The organism is Pseudoalteromonas luteoviolacea S2607 (assembly GCF_001625575.1).
Taxonomy (GTDB): domain Bacteria; phylum Pseudomonadota; class Gammaproteobacteria; order Enterobacterales; family Alteromonadaceae; genus Pseudoalteromonas; species Pseudoalteromonas luteoviolacea_E.
On the sequence record NZ_AUXV01000006.1, the window covers coordinates 36,059 to 60,963 of the forward strand.

The following is a 24,905-nucleotide window of genomic DNA, read 5'->3' on the forward strand; positions in this document are numbered from 1 at the left end:
TGCATAGCGCTTTTTATAACTTGTGATTATAAAGCTTTCAACTTTTACGGCGTTTTTATTAACATTTGTTGGTAGAAATAGTGGCAAAATAACTTTACTCATGTATTTGGAACACGCCACATGATAAATCGGATGTATAGTCAGTATGAATAGATAACATTCTGTTTTTACGTGTTTTCATCATACTATTAGGGCAATCAGAGCGTTTTAAGGAGTGTACTATGTACCGTCATAAGTGGGAGCCTGATGTCAACATGGCATTGCCCGTGGGTAAAGCTGTCTGTGTTGGCCGAAACTATGTCGCCCATGCAAAGGAACTCAATAATCCAGTACCCAATGCACCGTTATTATTTATCAAACCAAGCAGTGCACTATGTGGCTTCGGCCCTGAGACCGCAATCAATTTAAGTTTAGGTGAACATCACTATGAAGCTGAGTTGGTATTGTTAGTAGGGCGCAAAATTGACCGTAGTTGCACTGCACCACTGAGCCACATTGCGGGAGTGGGGCTCGGGCTTGACCTCACTTTACGAGAGCTACAAGCTGAACTGAAACAAAAAGGCCACCCTTGGGAAACAGCCAAAGCATTTGACGGCAGTGGCTGTATTACGCCCTTTATTCCAGTGAATAAGGACACGCTTGAATCGGGTTTGACATATCAGTTTTGGCAAAACGATACGTTAAAGCAACGTGGAGACAGTCAGCACATGATTTTTAGCATGGCGAGGTTACTGACTACTATTGCCCAGTTTTTTACGCTCTACCCCGGAGATATTGTGATGACCGGTACCCCTGAGGGGGTTGGCGCGTTGCGCATTGGTGACGAGCTCAAGCTGCAACTAGAGGGCAGCAAGATATATTGCAGCAAGGTGGTCAATCAATCTTGAAATTCATGCCCGGAGTTTTGTGAATAGTGCTGGACTGACGATATAAGCTGCAAGTAGGCTATGCTGGTGTGAGATTACATTTATCAGGAAAAGTTATGAAAACAAAATTGCTGGGGACACCTTTTAGCAAGACGGCTTGTAAAATATTATTTTGCGGTGGCGGTGAGCTGGGCAAAGAAACCGTAATTGAATTTAAACGCCTTGGTGCAGAGGTTGTAGTATTAGATAGATATGAACATGCCCCGGCTATGCAAGTAGCGGATCGCAGCTACACCTTATCTATGCTTGACGGCGAAAGGCTTGCGGAGATCATCGAACAAGAGCAACCCGATTATATCGTGCCTGAGATAGAAGCGATTGCAACCAGTAAGCTGGTGGAATTGGAAGCTCAGGGATTTACTGTGGTACCGACGGCCAAAGCTACGCAGTTAACTATGAACCGAGAAGGGATTAGACGTTTGGCTGCTGAAGAATTAGGCTTAGCGACTTCTCCTTATCAATTTGTTGATAATGTGTCTGATTTTAGAGCGGCCATCAATAAAATTGGCATGCCCTGTGTTGTGAAGCCGATTATGAGTTCATCAGGCAAAGGACAAAGTGTAGTCAAGCATGATGCGGATATTGAATCTGCTTGGGAGTATGCACAACAAGGTGGACGTGCGGGACAAGGTAGAGTGATTGTGGAAGGGTTTGTCGATTTTGACTATGAAATCACCCTGTTGACCATTCGTCATGTTAATGGCACGAGTTTCTGTGAACCGATTGGTCATGTACAGGCAAATGGTGACTACCAACAAAGCTGGCAACCACAAGCGATGAGTGAAACGGCTTTGGAGCGCAGCCAAGAAATAGCACGCAAGATAACTGATGCGTTAGGTGGGCGCGGGCTATTTGGGGTCGAACTTTTCATCAAGGGTGATCAAGTGTATTTTAGCGAAGTGTCGCCAAGGCCTCATGATACAGGGATGGTGACTTTGATCTCACAACATTTGAGTGAGTTTGCATTGCATGTGCGCGCCATTCTTGGTTTGCCGATCCCAAACATTCACTTTAATGGCCCATCGGCTTCGAGTGTTATTTTAGTGGAAGGAAGCTCAACAGAGGTACAATTTACGCATGTAGCAGAGGCGTTATCTATGCCCAATACGGATGTGCGCCTTTTTGGTAAACCAGAAGTGCAGGGTACTCGCCGAATGGGAGTAGCACTTGCCCGTAGTGAAAGCGTTGACTCTGCGGTTGCGTCAGCGAAACGGGTGAGTGGCGCAATAGGCGTTAAGCTATAACCATAAAAAGGGCCTATTGGCCCTTTGATTGCAGCAACTTGGGTTTTATAAATCAAAGTCTAGGGCATAGCTGACGTACACCTTTACATCATCATCTGCATCTAAGTCGGTTTTCACAAGACCGAAGGTATAACCGTCTTTACTTAAACTGATTCCGTAATCCATATAACTATCATCTTCACCAGTCCACTCCATAACGGTATCACCACTTGAGTTGCCAATATGGAATCCGAGTTCAGAATCTTTAAATACGGGAAAACTGGCATTGAGCTCAATATAGAGCATTTCTTCTTCTGTGCTGCTGTCATTTTGGGCATGGGTCAAATAACTTAATTTAAAATCAACATTGCGCCAACCGAGTGAAGCATATACTTCACCAAAATCTGTATCTCCAGCGGCATCTGGATAAGCGTAATGTATATAGCCAATGTCGTAGCGAACTTTTTGGATCTCTCCGCTAAAACCTAAATACAGATCTAATTCGTAGCTTGTGCTTGCCGCGTCGCCAAAATCGACATTTGATGCCCATGTGCCAATGTAAAAGCCTGAGTCGTTACTGTAATCGATCCCACCAGACACAGCAGCGCTATCGTCTGATTGTGTCAGGCCTCGCCAAAAATAGTTGGAACTGGCAGCTACATTGGCGGTCACACTGTGGCCGCTGGCAGCGAATACATCAAAATTTAAAATGGCTAAACAGGTGCATGCAATGATTGAAGCTTTATTTGTCATAATGGTTCCTATATGGCACAGAAAAATTTGTAATTTGAACTTAGAGCCATTGAACTTTTAGATGCAGCATAAAAGTCAACAGTCTCTTGCAAACGCAATCTTTACGCCAGTACAAAAAAGCTGCGTGAGAATTTTAATATCTGATTGAAATTGAAAACGATAATTATAGCAGGGTGTGGTGAGGTGCAAGTACGTTACGGTAAAAAGCTGCACTTAGGTGGTGCGTATTTAGATAACCTGCACTGTTTTTATGCAGGTTATCTGCGTTTATTAGCCAAAGATTGTGCGCATTAATTGAATAGTTTCATCAACGCTGCGGCCTTTCTCGACTTCGGCGATAATCGAATCACGTTTTGCTTTTATGTGTTCTGGAATACTCTCGTCACTGAGTGCTCTGTCAACAAGCGTTGCAGCAGATTCTTTACTACGTTTGACAGTTCTAGTGCCTGAGGCGGTGCGAGTACGCTTTGGCTTGTGCAATAATTTGTAATAATTCGATGAAGTGGGGGTGTCTTTATCAACATAATAGAAAAACGTTGGGATCAACGCTTTAATCTTTACCAGCTCTGATTCTAAATCATTGCTAGTTGTTGCCATTGCGCACCATGGCATTTTTGTAATGGTTTGAACGATATCTGTCCAGTACCTTTCAAAATCTCGATTATTCAAGCGTGTAATACCTAAAGCTTGGCACAAGGCATCTAAGCGATTATTTACAATCGGTGTAAATACGTCTGGGCGGCGCATTGCCAATAAACGTGTTGCTGGCGCTAAGGTAGGCTTTTCATCACTGCCGTTAAATGCACTAAGATATGCAACCATGAATGCTTGATAGTCTGATTCACTGACAGCCCCATCAAGAGGGATAAGTCCTAAAGCTTGATCAAATGCAGCTGGTAAGTCAGCGAATTGTTGGTGGAACCCTTTTGCACTTTTGGTAGAAGCAAACCATTCAACATCAAATTGGTAGACGCTGACATCGTGATTGGCAGTATGCTTGCCAGCGAATACCAAGCGATCTTCAACAATCATTTCCTGTAGCGGGGTTTCACGCAGTGTGCTCACGTATTCCATCAGCTTAAGCTGCTCTTCTAACGCTAGGTGCTCTTTACGCTCGGCAATGAACTCACTGACAACAGGCCAAGGGGCAATTCTTAGCGTTTTTACCTGCAAAAAGCTGATTGCAGAAATCAACATATCCTGCAGTTTTTTTACAGTTGGTAACTGATGGTCATCGAGTAAGTCAAAATTAATGCGGTTTTTTGCTACATCGAGTAACTCATAACACCAGCCCAGAAAATCTTCTGGGTGATTTTCTACCTTTACAGCCATCAGATTGAGACTGATCTCAGTAGATTGCTTTAGAATATTTTGATAAATCTGACTTTCTTGTTCGCCCAAAGCCATATTTGACGGTGATATGAGCAACTTTTTCATGCTGCGGGGACTCTCCAACGTTAAGTTAAAATCTAGACTATGCAGTTTAGCGAACGGATCATTAAACTGACAAGGGCGAGGATCATACCTAGATCTAGCGCAGTTGCAATGCGCTTTTACTGTTCTTTTGGCACGAAATTGCAGTGCAACAAGTTAGCTTGGGGGTTTTATCTCATTTCTTCATTTTTTATATGGGACCCCTAATTTTGGAAGACGTGCGTTAATCGTGGTGGAGAGGTGAAATCAAACAGGAATTTACGACTTTTTTGTGGTTTTTTATTCACCTCGCTATGATAATGCATAGAGGTTTATTTCAGTGGAAGGACTGTCGATGAAGGCAATATTGAAAGGTGTTGTGGGTGTTGTCGTGTTAATCGTAGCGTTGTTAATACTCGCTCCATTACTTATCCCAACAGAGACAATTGTCTCACAAATAACATCGCAAGTAGAAAAAACAACAGGGCGAACGCTCACTATCTCAGGAGACAGCGAGTTGTCTGTATTCCCTGAGCTTAATATTACGTTGAATCAAGTTGAATTCGAAAATATGCCAACAGGCAGTCAGTCTAACATGCTTACAATGGAACAATTGGCTGTGCATATTCCATGGCTATCGTTGTTGTCTGGTGAATTTAAGCTTGAACGTTTTGTGATTAACAACCCGCAAGTGTTACTAGAGGTAGATACCAAAGGGCAATCGAATTGGCAGCTTTTCCCAACTGCGCCGGCGCAAGACAAACAGCCAGATGAGCGTGGGCAGCAAAGTGGTGTCACACAGCTACCTGCTGGATTTGATATTTCTCTGGGTGAAGTGGCCATATATGGTGGCTCTATTATCTATAAAGACGCGCAGACCAACAGTGCGCAAAAAGTAACTGATTTGGATTTGAGCGTAATGCTGCCTTCATTGTACCAGTCTTTGGAAGTCCGCGGAGCGATCAGCTATCAAGCACAGCGTTTCGAATTGGAGTTGGCAGTAGATAATCCTGCAAAAGCCATTCAAAGTGAAGACTTCAAATTCTCCAAAAAACTGAGAAATGAGTTAGTTAATTTAGATTTTAATGGTGAGATAGTTGAGCAGGCTAAACGTTTTAAAGGTGAGTTAACAGTCTCGGGCGACTCGGTAAAAGCACTGACTGCATGGCAAAATATTTCATTAGATGCGAAAGACAATGCATTCAACCAGTTCAAAATAAACGGCGAGATGCAATTTGCTGACAGCGTATTTACTTTGAGTCGACTTAGCGCTGAGCTGGATGCGTTGAAGATAGCAGGCAATGCGAGTGTTAATTTAAAGGAGCGTTTATCGGTGAGTGCAGATGTTGATTTGGGCATGCTCGACCTGAACCCGTATTTGCCAGAGTCAGTGGAGGTGGCTGAAGAGACGCCTACCGAACAAGAAAAGGCACCGGCTCAACCTATTGTTTGGGATGATACAGAAATTGACCTTTCCGCATTGAATCAACTTGATGCGAAGTTGAAAGTCCGTTCTACAGGATTAAAAGCACGTAAAATTACCCTAGGTGAAAACCAGTTATCTGTTCAACTAGAGCAGGGTAAAGCGCGGGTTTCACTGGATAAGTTTAACGCTTATGAAGGCAGCGGACGCGGTGAAATAGCAGTCAATGCGGCTAAAAAACCCTATGTAATTGAAACAAACTTTGCACTTAAGGCGATCAATGCTGAACCGCTTCTCACAGATGCCGTCGACTTTGACAAAGTATTAGGTAAAGGCAGCATCAATTGGAACCTAAATACTCAAGGTGTAAGCCAGAAGCAGTTTGTTTCACGCCTTGGTGGAAAATTAGCTTTTGAATTTAAAGACGGTGGCGTAAAAGGGGCAAATTTAGCTGAGATGGTACGCAAAGGCCAAGAAATGCTTAAAGGTAACTTCTCAGGTTTGTCAGAGGGCATTAATGCTGATTTTGATCCTGAGCAAAAAACCGATTTTTCTGCACTGACAGGCAGTTTCAACTTTAATCAAGGGGTTGGTAAAAATACCGATCTGTTATTGGCGAGCCCGTTGATCCGAGTCACGGGATCAGGCACTGTGGACCTCCCTAAAACCTTTGTTGACTATCGCTTAGTAACAGGAATCGTGGATACGATAGAAGGTCAAAGCAGTCAAGATACCAGCACTGGATTTAAAGTGCCTGTGCGTATTAAAGGGCCATTTCACCAAGTTGAAACCAGCCTAGATCTCAGCAGTGCGGCAAAAGATAAAGCAAAAGACACTATCAAAGATAAGTTGAAAGACAAGTTTAAGGGCTTATTTGGCGGGTAGCCGGTATGGTGTTTCTGGCGGCGGTAAGCCATGGTTGTTTACCGCTGCACTCCTTGTTTTACAATTAATCATAACGACCTTATCCCTCACCTTTCCAGTATCTTTATGTAACAAGATAGCTAAAGTATATTTTCTCACTTTCTCCCAAGTCCGATCTGTGAATTAATAAAGCATACTAATGATTAAAAGGATCTCGAAGGAAATGAAGTTATTTGATCTAGATAACAAGGCCGTCATTGTGACGGGGGGAAACAGAGGTATTGGCTTTGCTTTAGCAAAAGGCCTTCATCAGTTTGGTGCTCAAGTCATCATAGCGGCAAGAGATCACACCCGTAGCCAACAAGCTTGTGATGCTATCTCTTTAGAGGGGGAGCGAGTTCTAGCGGTAAATTGCGATGTCACCTGTACAAAAAGTGTAGCTCGTGCATTTGAGCAGGCTCAGGATTGGGCTGGTGGTTTGTATGGTTGTATTGCAAATGCCGGTGTTCGCGGAGCTGGTTGTGCGCTAGATGAGGTAGAAGCAACGGCTTGGCGCGCAGCATTCAATACCAATTTAGAAGGGACAATGAATACCTTTCAAGCTGCTATTAAACCACTTAAAGCACATGGAGAGGGACGTCTTATAGCGATTTCTAGTCTCGCGGCACTGCATGGAAACGCTCTTTTCACTGATTACAGCAGTGCAAAAGCAGGTATTGAAGGGTTATGCCGGGCATTGGCTATTGAGTTGGCGCCACACAAGATCAACGTAAATTGCGTAATGCCTGGTTGGGTTGATACCGAGATGAACACAGACGTTAAACAAGACAAACGACAATTTGAGTCAATAAAGAGACTAAGAGTGCCGTTAAAGCGTTGGGCGTCAGCTGAAGAAATGGTCGGGGCTGTTGTTTATTTAATGTCAGGCGCAGGAAGTTATCACACAGGAGATACACTGCGTATTGATGGTGGTTATCACATTGGCTAAGCTTTGCCAGCCATCTTTACTCAGAACATAGTAAATTAACCTTAATTTTTTTATTGTTATTTTCGCAGCTTTAATTGGCTTATATTTCATAAGTACCCGTTTTAGCGAGTAATAAACTTACCTGAGTTTTATTATTGTAAATAATGTGTTTTACATGTGATATTTTTGATTGAAAATTGCGCAGTAGTCGTTTAAGTCTATTAAATAGTCTACCCAAAATAGAAAAAACAATGGAAGCGCAAAAAGTAAATTACTTGTCCGAAATTAATGAGTTACTGTGCAATGTAAAAAATGATCCCAGTCTTGCTGGGCAGGTGACAGAGCAAAGTAACTTCATTGAAGACTTTGGGATTGATTCTCTCGATATTGTCGACTTCATGCTCGAACTAGAGAGTCAATTTGATATCGAGGTCGATTTTGATGCGTTTGATTTTGATAATTTAACCTCGGCTAAACGTTTGGTTGAATATATTCGTTCTCACAGTGCCACAGAGGCTTAAGTAGTGTCAGCGCATGTGTATTGGGCGCACTTAGATCCAGAAGCGAGCTGGAACTGTGCAAACAATTTGTCTCTACCTTCGCCTATGGGCGCTAAAAGCGCATTGCACTTAGCCTTGCTAGACGAAATGTTTGTGCCTGCAAGGCGTCAAGATATTGCGTTGACAATGCTCCCGAAATGCCAAGTGTTGCATGAGTACCACGCCAGTTTGGGCGGAAGTTATCACCCCCAATCGGTGTTTAACAGTGCTGAAGCGTGGCTGGCAGAAAACAAACCATCTTGGCCAGATGTACTCTCGTCAATCGCTCAGTCTTCAGGAGCATTGGGCCCTTTCTCTGCGGTCAATGAGCTTTTTTCTTCGTATCATCAGGCGCCATATGCATATTTGCCCAATATGCCTGCTGAAAGTGAGCAGGTGTTTCCAGCTCTCAGTGCCATTCAATTTGCCAATAGTAAGGCGACAATAACGCAACTTTGCCAACAAATGGAGATCCCTTGTTCAGGAATCGTGATTGAACAACAGAGTGACCTGTATAAGCTGCAAGAACTTGATTATCCATATGTAATGAAAGAAGCGTTTGGTGTATCTGGTCGGGGCGCATATTTAGTTAAAGAATCACGTATCACTGAGCGATTGATACGCCACTTTAGCAAGCAAATTGACGGCGGAAAGCATGGAGGTTTGATTGCTCAGCCTTGGCTAGATATTGAAATAGACTTTTCCAGTCAGTGGCACATCGATAGTAACGGAGAAGTTCGATTTCTTGGTTTGTGCCAAGTGATTAATAGTGGTTTTAGATTTGCAGGAATTGATCTCTGTTGCAATGCGTTGACGCGCACGATTGAGCAGTCTCAGTACTATGAACAAGTGCAGTTATTGATGTCTGCGTTATTCAAGCATGGTTACTTTGGGCCTGTGTGCGTTGACTCAGCCTTGCTTAAAGATGGCACTGTTTACCCTGTCATTGAGGTGAATGCACGTGAGTCTATGGGCAGTATCGCGATGCGATGGCGACAGAAGTTGTCGTTGAGTGAAAATATCCGATTGCGCCAGTACGATGTGCAATATCAGTCAGCACTGCAGTTTAAAGATATATTGAGCAAGTTGTCCAAATGTGGGGTGTTGTTTAAAGATGGTTCTGACAATGGGGTTGTCCCTTTAACTGCTGCGAACTTGTTATTGCCAGTAAACTCAAGTTTTGCGAAAGGACGTTGGGTGCAACTTGAATGTGGCGCTCAAAGTAGTGAGTATTATCGCAAGGCTTTGAGTGCGTGTTTGTCTGAAGCTGGAGCATCTCTGCTATGAGTAGCTGGCGTGGAGAAAATGTACTCATCTTAACGGCATCCAGTGGGTTGGGCTCTTTCGCTCCAGCATTTAGATTGAGATCCTACTTGCGGGCTCAAGGAGCGACAACGCATTTTTACTGCATAGAACAGTTATTCGATGAGTACGCTATACAAAAGCATCAGCAAACGCGTGCCCATTGCCGAGCAAATTTTCGAAAAGCCTTGTTATTGCAAAAAGTAGTAGAGCAAGGCGGCATAGATCTAAAAAGCATTATCGACCCTGATAAGTTCGACACGATGTTGCATATTTGGCTGCAACAGAAGTTTACGCGTTGTATTGTATTTAGCGGGTTTTGGGTCTCTGCGCTGGCGGAGATGACAACAGGATACTCACCTACAACCAAAATAGATGCAGTTCATATGGATGCGGTGCTATCCAGCTCTTGGTTGCATGCCAAAGCACATAGTCAGGCAGTGCAAGCCTCGATCAGAGATATTTATTTATACAAAAAAAACAGCAAGCGTGTTTTCACGCTATACCCTGTTGAGCAGCCACTCGATTGGCGGTTTCGCTCGCCAAGGGTGCTTGGTCACGGTGGTGGCTGGCAAATGGGAGATTTGGCGGCTTTGAATGCACGGCTCAATCGTGAGGCTATTTACAGCGACATGATTTTACCTGCAGGTACAGCCGTCGTTTCATCACCATATCAGCGCATATTAACTACTGAGGCCAACTATCATCCATGGGAAAATCTCGACAAGTTACCCGATCTTACGATTTTGCCAGAGGCGAATTCAAATGAGCCTCCGTCTAATATCAACTTTGAACAGTTAGCTCGAAGTGCGCCCGCCATCATTACCAAACCTGGTGGCGCGAGTCTACTGGACAGTATTAATTTTGCGACACCTTTAGTGCTGTTACCGGCGTTTGGAGAGTATGAAAAGCAAAATGCCATTACTTGGTTGTCATTGGGATTCGCCGTGACTTTTGAACAGTGGCAAGAAAGTGGGTACTCGTTTGATATGTTGAAAAAATTACACAACAACTTACTAAACCATTCTGCAGTTTCACCGATTTTTGGAGCGTCTAATGAGACCGGCGACTGAGCAAAAAATTACCCGTGAAGAGTTTGCCAGACTCAAGCTGCGGGCAAAGAATATTTCACGTTTGAAGCGACAAAATGACAGCGGTGTCTTTGAGGCGAAAGATGTGCCTGATCAAGTCGGCATTAAAATGAACAACACCTGTAACTTACGCTGCGCACATTGTTTCGAATGGAATGATGACGGCTACCATCATCATATGGAAAAGCAGCAAGTTCGTGATGAAGTTGATATCGGCCTGATTGCGAAATTGCTGAAACAAACAGAGTCGAGTCAAAGTGCATTTTACCTTTGGGGCGGTGAGCCACTCATGTATACCAAAATGGCCGAACTTGCCGAGTTGTTCACGCAACATCCTAGGTGGCTGACTATCTGCACAAACGGCATGTTAATTAAAAAACACCTACCGCATTTATTAAAAGTGTCAAAGCACTTGGCCATGTTGGTGAGTCTAGATGGCTTAGAAGCTGAAAATGATGCGATCCGTGGGAAAGGTGTATTTGAGAAGGTCGTAAGAGGGATCTCCACCTTGTTACAACTGCGAAAAAGCGGTGAATATCATGGCAAGGTATCTATTTGTTTGACTTTACATGATGCCATCGTTGGCAAGTTAGCAGACTTTATTAAGTATTTCTCTGACTTGGGGATAGACAGTATCTACATTGTATTCCCTTGGTATATGCCCGAGCAAGTGGCTGAGCAAATGGATACTTGGGTACAAACGCACTTGCCATACAGAGCCAAATATATACATGACTTCAGTAAAGCCAGCTGGCATGGCTATACCCACAAAATTGCGCCAAAAAATATCGCTGCTTTGAAACGCGAGCTTGGTGAAATAACTGAGCGAACTTGGCCTTGCCGGGTGCGTTTTCACCCCGATCTCAGTATGGAAGAAGTTGAGCCATTTGTCTTGGGAGGAACGATACCAGCTGAAGGGAAACGCAACTGCGCTGCAATTACGCATCGTATTGATGTATTGCCAGGTGGCACAGTCTCCAGTTGTAAGTTTTTCCCTGAGTTGGAGGTGGGTAATCTTCAAGCGTTGCCACTTAAAGATATTTGGCAAGGGCGCGCGTTTAATGCATTTAGAGAAAAGGTACAGTGTGGCCTGATGCCTGTTTGTTCTAAATGTACTCTGTTGTATAGCACTGGGTGAAAACATGACGAACATACTACAAAATCAACTGCCCCTGTGGGTGACATTGCAGCTCACTGACGCATGCAACTTACGTTGCAAAATGTGCTATGAGTGGGGTGAGAACGGCGCTTATCATGGAAAAAAACTCGACAGGCTGGAAAAAGACGTCGTGTTTAGAGTGATCGATGAATGCTTACCGGTAAAGCCGTATTTCGCTCTATTTGGCGGTGAGCCTATGATGTATCCGTGGTTTGATGAGGTGGTTCATCGAATTCGCAAAGGCGGCGCGCGCGTGGATATTCCTACCAATGGCATGTTTTTAAAACGAAAGGCCGAAAAGCTTCTGGAGTCTGCGCCTAATCGGATTTGGGTATCTTTGGATGGCCCCCAGCACATTAACGATGAGCAGCGTGGGGAAGGGGTTTATGAAACGGTACAAGAAGGTGTTGAAACCCTTTTCGAGCTACGTGAAAGCCGAGGTTTAAAAGAGCCGAAGATTGGCTACACCTTCATCGTTACGCCGCTTACACATCTTTATATCCAAGGTTTTTTTGAGCAGTGCCTCGATTTAGATAAAGTGGATCATATCAGTATTGAATTTCAGACTTTCGCTACTGAGGATGAGCACGAACGGCATCGTCGTTTGTTTAAGCGCTTATTCGATGTCCCGGATACGGCGTGTGCTGAAGGGATGGTCGCGCCATTACATCAATTTTCGATGATGGACTTTAAGGCGATTGAATCGCAAATCGCTTGGGTAGAAAAGGAGTGTCAAAAGCGTGGTATTTACTTTGTCTGTTATCCCAAAACAATATCAGCGAACAATTACCGCGCCTACTTCAATAAAGATTACCAAAACCTTGAGGACCGCCGAGACAAGTGCCATTTTCCATGGATTTATATGGAAGTAGCAGCCAATGGCGATGTGACACCCTGCCATACGTTTTATGACTACGCTATCGGCAATGTGAATGAGCAATCCGTGCAGGAGATTTGGCGTGGTCATAGAATGCAGCAATTGCGCAGGGGGTTGAGAGGGGAAGGCGGGTTGTTTCCTATCTGCGGCTCGTGTGCGCGTTATTATGCCGACCCGAATAAACGCTAGGGGAAAGTTGTGAATGTAATCGAAGTCGAAGGACTGAGTAAAACCTTCAAGTTCTACCGTAAGCCTCAAGGGTTATCTGCGTCGTTCAAAAACTTATGGCAGCGGCAGGTTGAGTTCAAAGAAGCGGTAAAAAATGTTTCATTTAATATTGAAAGAGGTCAAGTTGTTGCTTTCCTAGGAACTAATGGGGCGGGCAAAACGACGACGATGAAAATGCTCTCAGGGATTTTGCACCCAACCACAGGAAAGGTAAGGGTGTTGGGCCATACTCCTAGCGATAGAGAGGATCAGTTTAAAAAGCGATTTTCTATTTTAATGGGACAAAAGCATCAATTGTGGCCGGACTTGCCAGCCATAGACAGTTTTGCCCTATGTCAGCGTATTTATGAAATTCCAACGCCACTTTTTCGCCAGCGTCTGACTCGTTTGTCAGAAGTGCTAGGTGTTTCTCATTTATTGGACATACAAGTTCGCCGGCTGTCTTTGGGGGAGCGAATGAAAATGGAGCTGATTGCTGCTTTGCTGCATGGGCCAGAGTTATTGTTTTTAGACGAACCGACCATTGGCTTGGACTTTTTGTCACAGCGCGCAGTGATGCGATTTTTACAGCAGCTTGTAAAAGAAGACAATCTCACAATATTGCTTACCAGCCATAATATGGCAGACATATCGGCGTTGTGTGAACGGGTATTAGTTATTCAAAATGGCCAACTCATTTTTGATGATTGCATTGCGAATCTACAAGATAGCTTGGGTGGATTGCGTCGGATCCATATCGAAAGTGAATCGGCACTACGCTCTGAGCTTCTCAGTCGGTATGGCAAAGTGATCAGTAATGACATTCATCGCGCCGAACTTGAAGTGAATGATGGCGTTGCGAATGAGGTTTTACAGCAATTACTCAAAGATATCATGGTGAAAGATGTACGAATAACCGCGCCTCCGCTTGAAGATAGTTTGGAGCGCTTGTACCAGCGTCAAGGGCAAGTCGCGTGAATAAGTACATGTGGTTATTAGGTATGGGGTTGCAAAAAGCACTGACTTATCGCGTTAATTATCTAGTAACTATTTTGGCGGCGGTGTTCCCTATCATTTTACAGTGGATGTTGTGGCAATCAATTTATACGTATACCCAAGCAGACAAGTTATATGGTTTGTCTTATTCCGATATGCTCAGTTATGTCGTTCTGGCTGCATTGATGGCGCAAGCCCTGCGTACAGGGTTTGAGTATGAAATGGCAGAAGACATTAAAAGCGGTGGTTTAAATCGTTTTATCGTACAGCCATTGTCGTATTTTGGTTACCGGTTGAGTGTGTTTGTTGGCACTAATTTAGGCTACTTTGTGACGACTCTAATCGTGATGGGGGTTGCTTTGTGGGTTGCTACGACATACTGGGCGCTATCAATTGAAGTGACTCATGTTGTGCTGTTTTTACTCTCAGCTGTCGGCGCTTTTTTTTTACAGTTCATGCTTTTTTATTTACTGAGTTTAACGGCATTTTGGCTTCATGAGGTATGGGCTTTGTTTGAGTCGGTTAGAGTAATTAGCCTGGTGCTGTCTGGGGGGGTAGTGCCACTGAGTGTCTTTGGCGCTTCACTAGAATATTATCTTAGCTTTCTCCCATTTCAATACCTTATATATTTCCCAATACAAACGCTGATGGGTGTGTTGAGTATTGAACAAGTGCTATCGGGTTTAGTTCTGCAATTGTTCTGGATCATCGCTTTATTGCTACTGTCCATCACAGTATGGCGACGAGGCAGCCGCTCCTATCTCGCACTAGGAGGTTAGCTATGTGGCAGCAGTGTTGGAAGCATTTTAAAATTTATGCGCTACTCATAAAACTCAACGCCATGCGTCAATTGGAATATCGAGTCAATATCATACTTGGACTACTCGTCGAAATTGGGTATTTAGGTATTAAGTTGCTATATGCCTATATCATTCATGATACTGGTGTTCATATTTCAGGGTTTGCACCTCAAAGCCTATATCTATTTATCGGCACATTTATTTTGATGACCGTCTTCTTTGTAGCCATGTTGCAGTTCAACATCATGGCATTTGATAGACAGATTATTGAAGGGGAGTTTGATCTCATATTGACCAAACCGGTATCGGCTCAATTTTTAGCGACGCTTAAATATGTTGAAACTTGGATGGTCATTCCGAATGTAATTGTTGGACTTGGATTAGTGGGGTATGGGTGGTATGCATCTGGCATCGCTTTTGACGTACTCCATGTCGGGTTATATTTGTTGTATGCAGTGCTTGGTGTTCTCACCATGTATTGTGTATTTACACTGCCACTTTTATTAGCATTCAAATTACACAATATATCCGCGTTTCATAGCTTGGTATGGGCCTTATGGGACTTCAATAATTTACCTCATCGCATTTTTCCATCACCCATACAAATAATCGGCACTGTGTTTTTCCCCATTTTCTTGATCACTAACTTTTCGCCTTTGGCAATTATGGGGCAGTTAAGCTTAGGTGAAATGGTTTGGGGTGCTTTGGCGCCGATATTGTTATTCCTTTTGACTTGCTGGGGGTGGCAACGTGCTATCTCAACATATGAAAGTGGTGGTGGATAAGGTGCCAAAAAGTAAGTTTGTTTACATCGTTTAAAGTCTGGTTTTGTTATTGGCTAAAGAAGTGATAGGTACAAAAATGAATAAAAATCATATTGGCACTATAAAAAGAGGCACAGGTATATCGGTGATTATCCCAACTTATAACCGCCGAGCATTACTAAAAAGAACCTTGGACTCGCTCAGCAACCAGGTGTTAGACACGAAAAATTATGAAGTAATAATTGTGGATGATGGTTCAAGTGACGGTACCGGTGAAATGGTTGCAGAGTATAAAAGTACGGCCAGCATCCACTACTTATTCCAGCCTGATGAAGGGTTTCAGGTATCTAAAGCTAGGAATAAAGGGCTGTCTAGAGCAAATTTTGATGTCGTACTGTTTTTAGATTGTGGCATGGTTGCCCATCCAATGTTATTGAGCAGCCACCTCGAGACTCATAATAAAGCAAACAACTTAGTATTAATTGGCATGTCTTATGGCATTGAAGCTGTGGAGTTGAGTGAGTGTGATCTCATCAAATCGACTATGGCAGAAAACGACATAAGTAAAGCGTTTGAATTGTTCTCAAAAAATCATCAATTAATGGATTGTAGAGGCCGATTCTTTGCGGAGTATGATTACGACTTAGCACTTTTTAATGCGCCATGGGTGATTTTTTGGACAAGTTGTATCAGCGTTTCACGAGGTGAAGTGGCACGTGCAGGTGGTTTCGATGAACGTTTTTGCGCTTGGGGTGGGGAGGATGTTGACCTCGGATATCGACTCTTTCATCAAGGTTGTAAATTTGTTTTAGATCAATCGCTTTTAACTATTCATTACCCACATGAGAAAGACATCGAAAATAAAGAGGAACAGGCCAAAGGTAATGTAGCCTATTTAATGAACAAGTACTCTGATCCATGGATAGATATGTTGGCGACCAAGAGTTGGTCTGAAATCTGTTACCGCTCATTAATCAGTAAATGTGAAAGCGATACATCCAACATCAGCGTAGACACAATTTAACACTTTGTTGTTATTAACTAAATTATTCAAAGGAACTTGAATGTTTTGAAATTGAAACAAGTGTATAAAACCACTAGATTGATTTGGTTTAGCTATTTTTTAGCCAATTTAATGTTTTAAATTAAAATGATAAAGCAGGATCTGACTTATGCGTGTACATAAAAGAGCATTAACAGGACGTGTTGTAGCTATGTTGTTGCCTTCAATTATGTTGGCGAGCCCAGTGTGGGCAAACAACAGCTTAACCAAGATAAATCAACAGCAACTCGATAGACTAGCCGATACATTAGATGTGAAGTATCGTTTGTTAAGTAACATGCCAGAGCAATGCCCTGGTTCAACAGCAGAGTTTTGTTATCATGCTCAAATCGAGCTCACTAGCCCCTTTACTGTGAACGTTGATGGCTGGAAAATCCTTTACAGTCAAGTATATCCTTCTTCAGAGACCAAAAGTCAGCAGCTTACTTTGCGCCACTTTAATGGCGACCTGAACCATATTGCGCCCAATCAAGCATTTAATGGCTTCAAAGCAGGTGAAAGCCAAGTTATTGAGATGTGGGTGGGGAGTTCGTTATTGAATGAAGGCGAACTGATGCCAAATTATATTTTGACCGCAGAGGGCCTAGCACCCAAAGTGATCAAAAGCACTCAATCGTATATTGAAGCGGATACAGGGCTCGAGATTAAACCTTATGCTGCTGTCAGTGATAGCGAAAGTGTGATGAAATCCCACCCTGAAGACCAATATGGGCAACATACTTCGGCAGCTTTATTTGAGAAATATACCATTGATAACTACCCTGTTGACTCGGTTAAACATGCCATTGTACCTACTCCCAATGCAATCGAAGTATTTGAGGGTTCAGCACCCCTCAACCTTAACAAAGGGCTCAATGTACATCTCGTCGGTGTAGAGTATGGCCAGGTGGCTGCGGCACTGTCACGCTTGGCAGAATTAGGAGCAAAGCAAAGTCACGAGGGCGTTAAGGTCATTGTCAAAGTTGCAGGCACTTCAGAGGGCATGGCTGGTGGCTATCAACTTGATACACGAAACGGTAAAGTTTTCATTGAAGCGCAAGACAGCGAAGGTGCTTTCTATGGGCTTCAATCGCTCGCGAGTTTGCTGTCGTTAGATACCATGCAAGTGCCAGCGGTTAAGGTGGTTGATGAACCTAGGTACGAGTACCGAGGCTTACACTTAGATGTTGCTCGAAATTTCCGCTCAAAAGAGTTCGTGTTGCGCCTTCTCGGTAAAATGGCAGCTTACAAATTAAATAAACTACATTTTCATTTAGCAGACGATGAGGGATGGCGAATTGAGATACCAGGCCTGCCCGAATTAACAGAGCTATCGTCTCATCGTTGTATTGATTTAGATGATAAGGATTGCCTACAGCCGCAATTAGGATCAGCTTTGAATGCTGGCCGTGATGGTTACTATTCTTTGAGTGACTATCAGGAAATACTGAACTTTGCTAAGCAGCATCACATAGAAGTTATCCCTTCATTGGATATGCCGGGTCACTCTCGTGCTGCTGTAAAAGCAATGGAAAAGCGTTACTACACGCTGAGTAAACAAGGCGAGCATGCCGCTGCAAAACAGTTTTTAGTGAGTGATCCTAAGGATGTAACTGAGTATCGCTCTATCCAACATTACAACGACAACACGTTGAACGTGTGCATGGAGTCAACTTACGCTTTTGTAGATAAAGTAATTTCGGAAGTGGCTAATCAGCACAAAAAAGCCGGCTCACCATTAAACATCTATCACATTGGTGCTGACGAGACTGCGGGCGCTTGGGTTGAATCCCCAGCTTGTAAACAGTTCATTGCAGATAAATCAAACGATGTGCATGAAGTTGAAGAGTTGACGGGTTACTTTATTGAGCGTGTGTCGAGAATGATCGCGGCAAAAGGGATAGAAGTTGCTGGCTGGAATGATGGACTGTCTGAAACGAGACAAGACAAAATGCCAAATAAAGTGGCGTCATATGTATGGGCTACTTTGCCACAAAATGCGCACAAAGTTGTAAGTGCACACGCTAGACGTGGCTGGGATATTATCCTCGCAACACCTGATGTCACTTATTTAGATTTTCCTTATGAGCTCGACCCTAAAGAGAGTGGCTATAAATGGGGCTCTAGACGCACTAATAGTCAAACTATCTTCGAGTTTATGCCAGATAATTTACCAGCCAATGCAGAATTTAAGAAAGACACCATTGGTCGCAATTACGTAGCTGATGACCGTACACAGGTTGATGAAAATGGTAAGTTCGTACACCAGCCTTTACCTGAAGGGTTCCGTGTAACAGGCATTCAAGGTCACTTATGGTCTGAAGTTATCCGTAAAGATCACCTTGCTGAATACATGCTATTTCCACGTTTACTCGCGCTTGCTGAGAAGGCATGGCACCGAGCGAGTTGGGAAGTCCCATACAACTATGCGGGTGAAAAGTATGACCATACGACGAATTTTTTAACTACCCAGAAACGTGCTTTACGCGACAGACAGTGGCAGGACTTTATTCATGCTGTCGGTCACAAAGAGCTTGAGAAATTCGATAAATTAGGCGTGTTTTATCGCATTCCAAATGTCGTCAGCAAAGTGATCGACAACAAACTTCATGCGTCGACAATTATCCCGGGGCTACCTATTCAATACCGTGTTGGTAACGGCAGCTGGCTTGAGTACACCGCACCTGTAGATTTAAAAGCTGGTAAAAATATTGAGTTGAGAGCCTTATCTCCGGACAGACGCCGCCCAGGGCGGGTTGAGTTGGCTGATTTAGAAAATCAAACAAAGCTATAAGTTTAAATATCAGTAAGGTGGCACATAACAATGTGCCACCATTTTGTGCGGTCGTGATTAAGAAACAGTGTGAGGATTAAAAAAGGCAACAAGGAAATGGTGAAGTATGAAATTAACAGAGGGGCAAGGAGTAACAGATAAAGATGCTATAGGAATGGGCGTCGCAAATACAACACAGGCTTGGCATTCGAGCTTGCCAGATTGTCTCTTTATGGCAATCGAACTTGAAGCGCGAGAAAAGTTTGCAATACCAGATATGGCGAGGTTATTTGGAGAGCATTCGTATTATTTCGATTGCAAGCAAAAAAAAGGTTTAGATGTCTTATTCGGACGATATGAAGACAGTCAGTATTATGCCCTTGAAAACGATACGCTCTCGGGTTATGTGGGTGATAAACTTTTGGCGTTGTATGGACTCAAAGTCGTCGCCTTATCGTTCTCAAATCAAGCAGCGCTAGATCATTATTTAGCTACGCAGCTTGCCAAAAATCAGCGAGTAATCTGCGAGTTTAGTGCTAAGCATGTGCCTTATCGTATTGAAGACTACCATAAGCATTATGGCTACCACATCGTCACTTTCAAAGCGTCGGATAAGGACTCTGGATCATTTATGGTTGATGATGCGCTAAAACAAGATGTTTATATTAGTGCTTCGGACTATCAGCTTTCATTCCAAAATGTACTTGCCCATGAAGGGTGTGTGCGTGTTTATCAATTAGAGCAAGTTGGGCCCTCTAGCCCGTTGACACTTGAATGGGCGCTAAAACAAGTCGAACAAAATATAGCAGGGCTGCGTTCAGATAAAATGCACATCGGAACGTCAGCGATATCAGAGTGTTTAGAGTATATTTCATGCTTACAAACGATAGAGCGACCTTTTGTTGTTCCTGGTCTGTGGGTATTTTCTTTGCAACGGGCCAGTACATTTGATTGGTTACGGGCTTTGCAAAAGGATTTTCCGGATCCAACGCTTCAGCATATTTGTTCGCCGATGCTAGATGCATTGCCTCACTTAGCTAAAAGCTGGAAAGAAGTCGAAGTGTTGATGCGTCTATCATGTCGTTCAAAGTCAGTGACAGGAGGTCAAATTTATCAACGCATCGTGCACTTGTGCGAAACCGAACTTGCTTTAATTCCGGTGTGGTCTGAATTGCGCGATTGGTTGCACAGCCAAAGGTGCGCATCATGACGCACACACAAGGCCAATATGAAGCGATACCGTTAGTAAGCTGTGTTATGCCAACTTGCAGGCGCGCGCATTATCTCTTGCAAAGTATCGAGTATTTTAATCGACAGAGCTATGCCAATAAAGAATTGGTCATCGTCTATGAGCAGCGCAGCGACTTGCCTGAAAAGCTGCCCGAACAAGGTGATATTCAATTAGTTCAAGCTCCAGAGAATGCCTCAATTGGATATAAAAGAAGTCTCGGGACAAAGCATGCAGCAGGTCTTTTTATCGCTCAGTGGGACGATGATGATTGGTATTCTAGTGAGCGCTTAGCCGTTCAACTAGCCCCGATCATTGATGGCAAAGCTGACATAACGGGTTTAAACAATCACTTATTTTTTGATGTGTGGCGCGAGCAGTTTTGGCGCGCTGACAACCCCTTATTTGAAGCAATGTTTCGACGTGGCATTGCTGGCGGCACTTTAGTCTTCAGTCGAGAGTATTGGCGTGAGGGGAAACTGGATTACTTAGATAGCTCACTGCGTGAAGACGCCGATTTTATGGAGTGTATGATCAGTGCAGGCGCTAACCTTATCGCGGTGGATGGGCACGCGCATTTTGTTTATTTACGGCATTTAAACAACACGTGGAGTTTCGTCAGTGGCAAGCTGATTCAAGCCAGCGCATGGCAAAAAATCTCTACTCCCCATTGGTTTGAGGACGACCTTCCTTTTTATCACCAAGTAAAGCAAACCCATTTTTCACAATACACCGAATCGCTGCCTCTAGCGGTTAAAGAGTCTCAAGTTGTTGAATTAAGCTGTGTGCTGCATGTTGCAGAGCGCGTTCAACTTAAGCGTGCACTTTTACTGCTTGAAAAGCAAACAGTGAAACCTCAGGAGATCATTGTGTATCACCCCGATGAACTCCCTCTTGAAAATGTGTCCAGCGGTGTAAACACGACTAAATTTTTACCCTATGAGGAAGGAACACGGTTATCTGCATGGTTTGAAGAGAAGCTTGCAGGACTAATAAACTGCGACTACGTCATGAACTGGCCGAATTCGCAGGCGTGGGTATCAAAGCACTGGCTTGAAATTCAATATACATACCTAATACGGCACAAATTAGACGCGACAGGCTTGTCACAACCGTTTTTCTTTTTCCCCAGTCAGCAAGAGTTCTGGCAATATATAGCGTCAGACAATCAAATCACAGCGTGGCTTCATAGTGAGTCGCTTTGTTGTACGAAAGAGTTTTATCTGGAAAAACACCGGGGTTTTAATCGGGCTTTGGGGTTCAATATCCAACCTCACCAACATTTAGAACATTTCTTAGCTTTCGCGGAAGAAAAAGCACCTATTCCCAACAATGAAAACGATCCTAAATGGTTTCCTTATCAAAAGGAGGCAATTAAGGAACTGTATGATGAGTTGGATATTGCCAAGTTAATCAAAGGCGTGCCAATGGCGGTAATGATGCTTGTGTCAATTTGCATGTTATTTTTGCCGACTTGGCAGGTGGCCGCAAATCAGAACGCCGACAGTATAGAGCAACAGAGTTTTAGTGCGGCCTTTTTCAACCAGTATAATCCCCAGACTGCGCTAGATATGGTTTATCGACTGCCAGGTTTCGCGTTTGAAAATACCGATTCGGCCAGAGGGTTTGGCGCCAATGTAGGAAATGTGCTTATCAATGGAGCAAGACCTGCTGTCAAATCCGAATCTTTAGATAAAGTGTTGGCGAGAATTGGCGCTGCCCAAGTTCAGAAAATCAATGTGTACCGCGGTAGCAGAATTCCCCTCGTAACGTCAGGAAAAGTGATGGTTGCGGACGTGATCTTAATCCAGTCTAAAACTACTGGCACTGTGGAGGGGCAGTTAACACAGTTTTATGATGGCAGTACCTTGCCAAAACTGGCTTTGCAATTGAGTACACAATGGTTAGGCTGGGAAACTTCAGTGGGGTTGGAAGCAAGTGGTACACCAGGATATCACACCGCCCTAATTAGACAGCTCAGCGGTGAAGGTAAGGTAACTAGCCAAGAATTCGAGGTGTTAGATGAAGAGACTGAGAGCCTGAAATTTACAGGTCAACTCAAACAATCTGCTGGTCAAAGTGAGATAGTGCTGACAAGTAAAGTTGGGAGTGAAAGTTACCTTGGTGATACGACACGTTACGACGCGCAACAGATATCTAAACACTTGGGCAAAACTACCCGAGAGCTAAAAGTTGATAATAATACGCGTAACGCTGAATTGGGCGTAGATTGGACGCTGAATTTAGACACTTATCGGTGGCAAAATATGGGAATCTTTGTTGTTGATGACAAGCAATATGCCAACGATGATGTCACTTTTAATCAAAGTTTGGAGTCAGAGAGTGTAGCGCTTTGGCGTCAGCAAGAGCTGAAAACGGAACTGATACTGCGTAGTACGATTGAGCTGAACAAGAAGGATGATATTGCGCCTCGCGTTGGTATTGAAGTGGCAGAAAATAGAATGCAATCAGCTGTCGACTTGGTAGAGGACGGGCATGAAGAAGTAACGAATGTAACTGAACTAAGAGCTGAAGTGTTTGCTGATATCAACTACACGCATACTGATAATCTCTCTAGTGAATTTGGTCTTACCTATGAAACCTCACAAATTGATGTGGATGCAGCAGAGGATGAAAGCCAGTCACAGTCCTATTGGAAACCTCGCTGGCAAACGAGTTGGACGCCCAAAAAGGGCACTAGCTTAAACTGGCTCGCGGAACATCGTGTCAGTCAACTTAACTTTTCTGATTTTGCACGCAGTGTAGATGCGGGTGATGGCCGAAACCAAAATGGCAATACCGAGCTTAAACCGGAGCAAACAACAGAATTGGCGACACAGTATCAATGGTATTTTTCTGAGCGTGGTAACGTAAAAGTAAAGCTGTTTCATCAATGGCAAAAAGATGTATTAGAACATATTGCGTTTACACAAATGACAGGCGGGCTGGCCAATATAGGTGATGCAAGGTTTTGGGGAAGTCACTTGGAGGTAGCTTTTGAGCTATCGCCTGTCTTAGATAATGCGTTATTTGAAATATCATATGAACACAAGAATTCAGACTTCAACAATCCAAGTGGCCGTACTGAACGCTTGAGCAACTATATTCCTGATTGGATATGGATGAACTTTCGCCATGACCTACCTCGCTACAAAAGTTCTTGGGGATTGGAATATTGGGGGGATTACACAGAGCCTTTCTTTTACGCCCATGAAACATTACTCGTACAAGGTAATAATAGGTTAAAAGGTTTCTTTGAGTCTTCTTTATTAGATAACGTGAAAATAAGGTTTGAAGTGACGCATATGAACACGGGCCGATTTATAAGAACCAGAACATTTTATTCCAATACACTGAGAATTGGTGAAGAAATTGCTGATAGAACACATAAGGCTGAATATCGCTTATCACTATGGTATCGCTTTTAATTCAATAAAATAGCAATAATTACATGGGTTTATTCTATATCACCAGAAAATAAGATTTCCTTCATAGTTTGATCATGGCGAAATATCTGAATGCTAAGCAAACTGTTTTGCCAAGTTTATTTCACGCCAAGCAATATGGAGCTGATATGTGCAAAATAAAACTAATTAATTGCAGAATGGCTGCAATATTAATGACTTTATCTTTTGCTAGCCTTGCTACAGAGAATGTTGAACAACGAGTTGAGGGAAAGTTTACTTATCCCAATAACGCCCGAAATGCTATTTCACTGAGCTTTGATGATGCCCGAGACAGTCAAGTTGATGTCGCGATCCCCATTCTGAATAAGCACAATGTAAAAGGCACCTTTTATGTCAACCCGCAGTTTGCCATGCGTCGCCTAGATGGCTGGAAGAGGGCTGTGGCAAAAGGTCATGAGCTTGGCAATCACACAAGTTCTCATCTTTGTACAGGGAATTTTGAATGGCTGCGAAAAAAAGGCCAAGGGCTAGAGCAAGTCGATCTTGCTTGGTTGCGACAGGATATTGAATCTACAACAGCATTTTTGCAAAAACAATTCAATATTACGCCTAAGTCTTTTGCTTACCCTTGTGGCAACACGTTTGTCGGGCGTGGAAAACAGGTAAAGAGCTATGTTCCTCTTATTGCTGACATGTTTAAAACCGGTCGTACATGGCTTGATGAGACCGGAAATAATCCAACCTACACTGACTTTGCGCAATTAGCGGGTAACCGAATGGATGGCATGACCTTCGACGAAATAAAAGACATGTTGGAGTTACTCAGAGAAGACAATAAGTGGATTATTTTGGCGGGCCATGATGTGGGTGAAAAGGGAATGTATACGGTAGATAAAGATGCCTTAGAGGCATTAATCGTGTATTTGAAAGACCCGAAAAATGGATTTTGGCTTGCGACAGTGAACGATGTGGCCTCGCATATTGAGGAAAACAGAACAAAGTAAGCTGGTGGTTTTTTGAACTGCGCCATGAGGTTGGCATTTGTCGTTAACCCTTGAATTGTTTTTTGCCGCCCCCATATGAAGTAGGGTGAATAAGCGGGACACCATAGGTAGATAAAATTAATTAAAAATTGAACTATCTTTGGCTGG

At 43.4% G+C, this 24,905-nt stretch carries 19 protein-coding genes; 17 read left to right on the top strand and 2 right to left on the bottom strand.

The features are described 5' to 3' along the window. The first annotated feature begins 221 nt into the window (after positions 1–221). Together N480_RS05360 and purT are read left to right on the top strand one after the other, a co-directional pair. A complete protein-coding gene (locus tag N480_RS05360) occupies positions 222–887 on the top strand; it encodes a fumarylacetoacetate hydrolase family protein (protein WP_081231763.1) in 666 nt (221 codons plus the stop codon). A 95-nt stretch (positions 888–982) separates the two neighbouring features. Further along, a complete protein-coding gene (gene purT / locus N480_RS05365) occupies positions 983–2,170 on the top strand; it encodes a formate-dependent phosphoribosylglycinamide formyltransferase (protein WP_063371511.1) in 1,188 nt (395 codons plus the stop codon). Positions 2,171–2,215: 45 nt separating this feature from the next. Here purT and N480_RS05370 read toward each other — a convergent pair whose 3' ends face one another. Next, a complete protein-coding gene (locus N480_RS05370) occupies positions 2,216–2,902 on the bottom strand; it encodes a TorF family putative porin (protein ID WP_081231764.1) in 687 nt (228 codons plus the stop codon). Positions 2,903–3,172: 270 nt separating this feature from the next. Further along, complete coding sequence (locus N480_RS05375) at positions 3,173–4,339, bottom strand: hypothetical protein (protein ID WP_063371512.1); 1,167 nt, start codon at positions 4,337–4,339, stop codon at positions 3,173–3,175. Positions 4,340–4,670: 331 nt separating this feature from the next. On the opposite strand from N480_RS05375, the gene N480_RS05380 reads away from it, so the two are divergent. The 15 genes from N480_RS05380 to N480_RS05450 all read left to right on the top strand — a co-directional run bounded on the left by N480_RS05380 (position 4,671) and on the right by N480_RS05450 (position 24,758). After that, positions 4,671–6,623 (top strand): AsmA family protein, encoded by a 1,953-nt coding sequence (locus tag N480_RS05380; protein WP_063371513.1) that lies wholly within the window; start codon positions 4,671–4,673, stop codon positions 6,621–6,623. Positions 6,624–6,825: 202 nt separating this feature from the next. Beyond that, complete coding sequence (locus N480_RS05385; protein ID WP_063371514.1) at positions 6,826–7,590, top strand: SDR family NAD(P)-dependent oxidoreductase; 765 nt, start codon at positions 6,826–6,828, stop codon at positions 7,588–7,590. Between the two features lie 230 nt (positions 7,591–7,820). After that, complete coding sequence (locus N480_RS05390; protein ID WP_063371515.1) at positions 7,821–8,090, top strand: phosphopantetheine-binding protein; 270 nt, start codon at positions 7,821–7,823, stop codon at positions 8,088–8,090. A 3-nt stretch (positions 8,091–8,093) separates the two neighbouring features. Beyond that, complete coding sequence (locus N480_RS05395; protein WP_063371516.1) at positions 8,094–9,395, top strand: ATP-grasp domain-containing protein; 1,302 nt, start codon at positions 8,094–8,096, stop codon at positions 9,393–9,395. Beyond that, positions 9,392–10,483 carry a hypothetical protein gene (locus N480_RS05400; protein ID WP_063371517.1) on the top strand — a complete coding sequence of 364 codons (1,092 nt, stop codon included), beginning with the start codon at positions 9,392–9,394 and terminating at the stop codon, positions 10,481–10,483. The genes N480_RS05395 and N480_RS05400 overlap by 4 nt, the downstream gene beginning before the upstream one ends. After that, the gene (locus tag N480_RS05405; protein WP_063371518.1) at positions 10,467–11,639 is read left to right on the top strand and encodes a radical SAM protein; all 1,173 of its coding nucleotides are present in this window, start codon (positions 10,467–10,469) and stop codon (positions 11,637–11,639) included. The genes N480_RS05400 and N480_RS05405 overlap by 17 nt, the downstream gene beginning before the upstream one ends. Before the next feature lie 4 nt (positions 11,640–11,643). Next, on the top strand, positions 11,644–12,726 hold the full coding sequence (locus tag N480_RS05410; RefSeq protein WP_081231766.1) for a radical SAM protein: 1,083 nt from the start codon (positions 11,644–11,646) through the stop codon (positions 12,724–12,726). Positions 12,727–12,735: 9 nt separating this feature from the next. Next, positions 12,736–13,722 (top strand): ABC transporter ATP-binding protein, encoded by a 987-nt coding sequence (locus N480_RS05415; protein ID WP_063371519.1) that lies wholly within the window; start codon positions 12,736–12,738, stop codon positions 13,720–13,722. Next, a complete protein-coding gene (locus tag N480_RS05420; protein ID WP_063371520.1) occupies positions 13,719–14,519 on the top strand; it encodes an ABC transporter permease in 801 nt (266 codons plus the stop codon). Before N480_RS05415 ends, N480_RS05420 begins: the two co-directional genes overlap by 4 nt. A gap of 2 nt (positions 14,520–14,521) precedes the next feature. Then, positions 14,522–15,325 (top strand): ABC transporter permease, encoded by an 804-nt coding sequence (locus N480_RS05425; protein WP_063371521.1) that lies wholly within the window; start codon positions 14,522–14,524, stop codon positions 15,323–15,325. Positions 15,326–15,401: 76 nt separating this feature from the next. Continuing rightward, positions 15,402–16,328, top strand: a complete 927-nt coding sequence (locus N480_RS05430) for a glycosyltransferase (RefSeq protein WP_063371522.1) — start codon at positions 15,402–15,404, stop codon at positions 16,326–16,328. A 148-nt stretch (positions 16,329–16,476) separates the two neighbouring features. Continuing rightward, positions 16,477–19,140 carry a family 20 glycosylhydrolase gene (locus tag N480_RS05435; RefSeq protein WP_063371523.1) on the top strand — a complete coding sequence of 888 codons (2,664 nt, stop codon included), beginning with the start codon at positions 16,477–16,479 and terminating at the stop codon, positions 19,138–19,140. 106 nt (positions 19,141–19,246) lie between these two features. Next, the gene (locus N480_RS05440; RefSeq protein WP_063371524.1) at positions 19,247–20,329 is read left to right on the top strand and encodes a hypothetical protein; all 1,083 of its coding nucleotides are present in this window, start codon (positions 19,247–19,249) and stop codon (positions 20,327–20,329) included. After that, complete coding sequence (locus tag N480_RS05445) at positions 20,326–23,775, top strand: glycosyltransferase (protein WP_063371525.1); 3,450 nt, start codon at positions 20,326–20,328, stop codon at positions 23,773–23,775. Before N480_RS05440 ends, N480_RS05445 begins: the two co-directional genes overlap by 4 nt. A gap of 146 nt (positions 23,776–23,921) precedes the next feature. Continuing rightward, positions 23,922–24,758, top strand: a complete 837-nt coding sequence (locus tag N480_RS05450; RefSeq protein WP_063371536.1) for a polysaccharide deacetylase family protein — start codon at positions 23,922–23,924, stop codon at positions 24,756–24,758. Positions 24,759–24,905 lie beyond the last annotated feature (147 nt).

Excerpts from the sequence above, each read along its gene's own strand:
- N480_RS05440 (WP_063371524.1), top strand. The coding sequence starts at position 19,247 with ATGAAATTAACAGAGGGGCAAGGAGTAACAGATAAAGATGCTATAGGA.
- N480_RS05380 (WP_063371513.1), top strand. The coding sequence starts at position 4,671 with ATGAAGGCAATATTGAAAGGTGTTGTGGGTGTTGTCGTGTTAATCGTA.
- purT (WP_063371511.1), top strand. The coding sequence starts at position 983 with ATGAAAACAAAATTGCTGGGGACACCTTTTAGCAAGACGGCTTGTAAA.
- N480_RS05400 (WP_063371517.1), top strand. The coding sequence starts at position 9,392 with ATGAGTAGCTGGCGTGGAGAAAATGTACTCATCTTAACGGCATCCAGT.
- N480_RS05445 (WP_063371525.1), top strand. The coding sequence starts at position 20,326 with ATGACGCACACACAAGGCCAATATGAAGCGATACCGTTAGTAAGCTGT.
- N480_RS05370 (WP_081231764.1), bottom strand. The coding sequence starts at position 2,902 with ATGACAAATAAAGCTTCAATCATTGCATGCACCTGTTTAGCCATTTTA.
- N480_RS05425 (WP_063371521.1), top strand. The coding sequence starts at position 14,522 with ATGTGGCAGCAGTGTTGGAAGCATTTTAAAATTTATGCGCTACTCATA.
- N480_RS05430 (WP_063371522.1), top strand. The coding sequence starts at position 15,402 with ATGAATAAAAATCATATTGGCACTATAAAAAGAGGCACAGGTATATCG.
- N480_RS05385 (WP_063371514.1), top strand. The coding sequence starts at position 6,826 with ATGAAGTTATTTGATCTAGATAACAAGGCCGTCATTGTGACGGGGGGA.
- N480_RS05405 (WP_063371518.1), top strand. The coding sequence starts at position 10,467 with ATGAGACCGGCGACTGAGCAAAAAATTACCCGTGAAGAGTTTGCCAGA.
- N480_RS05390 (WP_063371515.1), top strand. The coding sequence starts at position 7,821 with ATGGAAGCGCAAAAAGTAAATTACTTGTCCGAAATTAATGAGTTACTG.
- N480_RS05360 (WP_081231763.1), top strand. The coding sequence starts at position 222 with ATGTACCGTCATAAGTGGGAGCCTGATGTCAACATGGCATTGCCCGTG.
- N480_RS05435 (WP_063371523.1), top strand. The coding sequence starts at position 16,477 with ATGCGTGTACATAAAAGAGCATTAACAGGACGTGTTGTAGCTATGTTG.
- N480_RS05410 (WP_081231766.1), top strand. The coding sequence starts at position 11,644 with ATGACGAACATACTACAAAATCAACTGCCCCTGTGGGTGACATTGCAG.
- N480_RS05375 (WP_063371512.1), bottom strand. The coding sequence starts at position 4,339 with ATGAAAAAGTTGCTCATATCACCGTCAAATATGGCTTTGGGCGAACAA.
- N480_RS05450 (WP_063371536.1), top strand. The coding sequence starts at position 23,922 with ATGTGCAAAATAAAACTAATTAATTGCAGAATGGCTGCAATATTAATG.